Source organism: Schlesneria sp. (genome assembly GCF_036405755.1).
GTDB classification, from domain to species: Bacteria; Planctomycetota; Planctomycetia; order Planctomycetales; family Planctomycetaceae; genus Schlesneria; species Schlesneria sphaerica.
In genome coordinates, this window is the sequence record NZ_DASWWZ010000101.1 from 1 (window position 1) to 4,250 (window position 4,250).

The following is a 4,250-nucleotide window of genomic DNA, read 5'->3' on the forward strand; positions in this document are numbered from 1 at the left end:
AAGCCGCAACGACTGAAAGTCTGTAACACCTGTGTAACGTCGAGCCGGTGAGTCCCATATCGTTAATTGGCTCGCCTCAGAATGTCGCAAGTCATTCTGCAGGCGAGCCCTGTTCACCGGCAACTTGAATAGCGATTACTACCGTCCGTCCTCTCGAAGCAGTCTCGTTGCGGGCTGCAGAGCAATTCAAAGAGCTGGTGGTTCCACCAGAATTTCTCACTACAAAAATCAAGCTGATCAGGTCTGTGAAAGCCGAGAAGTCTCGCCGCTACGGGTGGTGATGTGTCGTTGCGGAGCGTCGGTCTCCTGTTGGCGGGGTCTGGTCTACGAACGTCCGAAACAAGTACGTCGGAAACAAAAACGACCACGGGCAAGGATGTCCGTGGTCGCTCGGTTTTCATCGTCAGGCCGATCAGGCGCTGGCGGGCTCTGCTTTTTCAGTGCCGGTCTTCGGCGGGTGGAAGAACAGCAGCAGCAGGATTGCAGCGAGCAAGCCCGCACCGGCTGGATACAGCAGCAACTGGCGGTATTGAACCCCATTGTCGACGGTGTAGGCCTCTTGGAGTTCCGGCCAGAGATAACGTGCTGTGATGGGGCCGAGTCCCAGAATCAGGAAGTTGAACAACCCCTGTGCACTGGTTCGGGCGTCTTTCGGAAAGACTTCGTCGACCAGAATGTAGAGCGTGGCAAAGAAGAAGGCGTAGCAGACGCCGTGCAGGACGTTGACCGCAACGGCAAAGTAGGGGTCCGGTGCCAGAGCCCAGACACCGAATCGCACGGTATGGCCGAGAACACCAATAATCATGGTCCAGCGCCAGCCGAGGCTCTTCAGGACATAGCCAAGGACGGCCATCGTCCCGATTTCCGCAATTTGACCAACGCTCATGGCGGGCTGAATCCAGTTGGAAGGGACGCCCACTTTTTCGAGGTACGTAAATGCGAAGAAGAAGAAGCCGTCGTGCACGGTGGCATCGATGAAGGTGACGACGAACAGCACCAGCAGGAATGGGTGCTTGAGCAACCGCATCGCTTCCAGCCAGGCCAGGGATTTTTTCTCGTCGGTTGAGGGCTTGGGTGGGGTGTGAGGCAGTGTCAGGCTGAATGCGGCAAGTATTAGCGAGGCAATTCCGGCGGTAATGAATGCCCAGCTTTTGCCCTGGTTCAGTGGCTGTCCTGTGAGTGGCGTTCCCAGCGCCTTCCCAAGCCAGGTTACGAATCCGACTTCACTTAAAGCAGGAATCTTGGACCAGTCTGCCAGGATGAAAATGAATGGCCAGCTTGCCGCGATCCAGCCAATCGTCCCCCACAAGCGAACGGGGCCGAAATCTTTCTGCGGATCGGTGATGTTCGAGAACGCAATCGCGTTGGTCACCGAGATCGTCGGGACATAGAAGAAGCAGTGGATCGCCATACAGGCAAAGTAGATCCAGTAGTTCGGTGCTGCCGCGGGCTCTCCCTGGAAGTGTTTCCACGCCATGTAACCGAAGACCAGCATGGCCGTTCCACCGATGAAATGGCTGACGGCGAGAAACTTTTCCGCAGCGAAGTTTCGGTCGACGAACTGATTTCCGAAGAACATGCCGATGATCGCCGAAATCGGGAAGGCGATATTGAGGCCGAATTGCTGCCACGCGTCGAAGCCAAGCGCCCCGTCACCGAAGAATCCGAAGCTCGACGGTAACCATGCTCCCCAGATGAAAAACTGGAGAAACATCATCACGCTGAGTTTCAAGAAGACAGAACGCTGCATATGGGAATCCTTAAATCATCCAGGTATGAGTAACAAAAGACGTCGTTTCCAGAGGCTGCGAAGGGCTGATGATGGCGTGGGCGGCCTGACGGAGCAAGTAAAGGCTCGTTTTCCGCGGGGAACCCGAAGCCTGAGAGATCGATCCTCATACCCCGTCAGCGCTCTGCGGAACGGAAAACCCGTTTGCCCGCAAGGTTACGGTTGCAAGGGGTTCCCGGTTCGGCCAACTCGCCAGGGAAGGGTTATACACCAATCCACGAAAATGTCGATTCGCGGTGAAGGGGCGGATCGAAGCGTTCCGGGTTCCCGTGGGAAACGAATGGTTTCCGTGAACAGAGAGAAGGGGGAACCATGATTGGTTCCCCTCTTCAGGTTCAAGCCGGGGAGTGGATCAAGCCCATGCCCGCTGGAAGAATTCCACGAAGTTCCGCCACATAATCCGTTCAACGTCATCGGAAGAATAGCCCCGCTTGGAGAGCAGTTCTCCCACGCGTCCCAGGTCGGCGATCGTGTCCAGGTCAGACGGGGACTGCTCTTTACCGAAGCCGCCGTCCAGGTCGGTGCCCATGCCGCAATGGTTGGCGTTACCGGCCAATTGACAGATGTGGTCGATATGGTTGATGACGTCATCCAGCTTCACGGTTGCTGGGTCTGAGACTCCAATGACCCAACCCGGTTTGAGCATCCAGTTATCAAACGCGGCACCGATCACAGAACCTCTGCGAATCAGTTCCTGGATCTGCTCATCGGTCAGTTGGCGATCGGCGGGAACCAGCGACCGGCAGTTGTGGTGGCTGGCGATGCAGGGCCCCTGATAGATCTCCATTGCATCCCAGAAGGACTCGTCGGCGAGGTGAGTCACGTCGAGCAGCATCCCCACGCGGTCCATTTCACGCAGCAGCTTCTTGCCGTCTTCGTTAAAGCCCCCCTGGCTGCCAGTTCCAAAACAGTAGGGGCTGGGTCCATAGTGGGCGGGGCCCAAAAGGCGAAGTCCTGCCTTGTACCAGTGTTCAATCTGTTCTGGATACAGGATGGGGGGGCTGCCCTCCATGCTGAGGATGAATCCGAGCGGCGGTTGTCCCACTGCAGGGGTGCCGGCGCGAAGTGAATTCCATTCTGCGACGTGCGCGTCGAGAGCTGCTTTATCAGAGATTTCCCGCAGAACGCCCCGTTCCACCATGGCCCGGTAGTAGGCGAGCTGGCCCATCGACATTCCGTAGGCGGCTTCTCGCGACTGGGGGAAGGTGAGTGGCTTGTCTTTTCGGTGAAACCGGGGAAGCAGGGTGGCGATCATCAGCCCGACACGACCCCGGCGAAGCTCGTCCCAGGAAACGGTACAGGGGCCCGGGATGATCTTGTCGAAGTGCTGCTCAAACTCGCGGATCTTCGCCACGGGAAGCATCAGATCACGGTTCCACTCCAGTGCATTCCAGGCCATGTCCAGGTGAGCGTCAAAGATGAGCATTCAGGTTTGCTTTCGAACAGGTGGGTCTCAAAAGGTGGGTTAATCGTGCGGACCGACTTCCCACATTTATGATCTGAATACACTTAAAAAGGTAGAGATGAATCCGAAGCGACTTCTTGTCCCGGGTCTTGTCCCTGGGTCGACTGCCGCAGTCGCGGGAAATTTCGCCCGGGCGAAGTGAGTTCGTTGGGCTTGTCCCGGTGAGGGACTCAAAACCTCGCGGAAAGCGTGATCCGTCTCTGTCCGTGCTCGATGATTTGGCGTTTTGACGGCTGTTTGAACTTGGCAGAAGAGCGAGTTTCGTTCATCCTATCCAAGCGCACAGGAGGTGTTAGCCCATCGCAACGCGTGACAGACCGGACGTTTCCTTTCCAGGTAAAAACGGCGTTTGTGGCGTCGTCGTCTGCACTTGCTGATCGGATACCTTCCTTGACGCTCTTTCGAGGTCGACCTACACTCGATTCCTTGCGATCAAGATTGCCCGCCAAATTGAATGAAATTCCAGCATGAAAAGCGAAGAACGACATCAACTTCTGACGAACGATCTCGGCGTTGTGACCACGCGAACCGTCGGAGTTCTTGAGCGTCATATCGGAACGGTCATTGGTGGCATCGCTCTACTCGCGCTGCTGGCGGGTGGAATCTTCTGGTGGACGCGGACGAATGATTCCGAGGCTGCGACCGGCTGGACCTTATTGGATTCGGCTCAGAACCTGGAAGAATTTGGCGACGTTGTTGATAAGTTCAAGGGGAAGCCACCGGGCCAGTGGGCAGAGCTGTTTGTTGCCGAGACAAACCTGAAGACCGCTCTCCCTTTGATGTTTACGAACCGTGAAATCGCTCTTGTTGACCTGAAGTCAGCCCGGGAAGGCTTCGAGTCACTGCTGCAGCAGAACGGCGTCGCTCCGACGATTCGTGAACGGGCATTGTGGGGCTATGCCATTTGTCTGGAAGCCGCTTCCGACGGCAATACCTCCAAGGCGGTCGAAGCCTACGAAAAGCTGGTTCAGGAGTTCCCCGAATCGATTTTCAAGG

Annotated in this window: 3 protein-coding genes; 1 reads left to right on the plus strand and 2 read right to left on the minus strand. The window is 56.4% G+C overall.

All coding sequences use genetic code 11. The features are described 5' to 3' along the window. Window positions 1-412: 412 nt before the first annotated feature. Window positions 413-1,750, minus strand: coding sequence for an MFS transporter (locus tag VGE80_RS03465; RefSeq protein WP_440591689.1), 1,338 nt, complete (start codon window positions 1,748-1,750; stop codon window positions 413-415). A 391-nt stretch (window positions 1,751-2,141) separates the two neighbouring features. Then, window positions 2,142-3,215, minus strand: a complete 1,074-nt coding sequence (locus VGE80_RS03470) for a dipeptidase (protein WP_440591690.1) — start codon at window positions 3,213-3,215, stop codon at window positions 2,142-2,144. A 506-nt stretch (window positions 3,216-3,721) separates the two neighbouring features. Between VGE80_RS03470 and VGE80_RS03475 the strand changes: the two genes are divergently transcribed. Then, window positions 3,722-4,250, plus strand: a 529-nt coding sequence (locus VGE80_RS03475; protein WP_440591691.1) for a tetratricopeptide repeat protein, incomplete at its 3' end; no start/stop codon positions are given.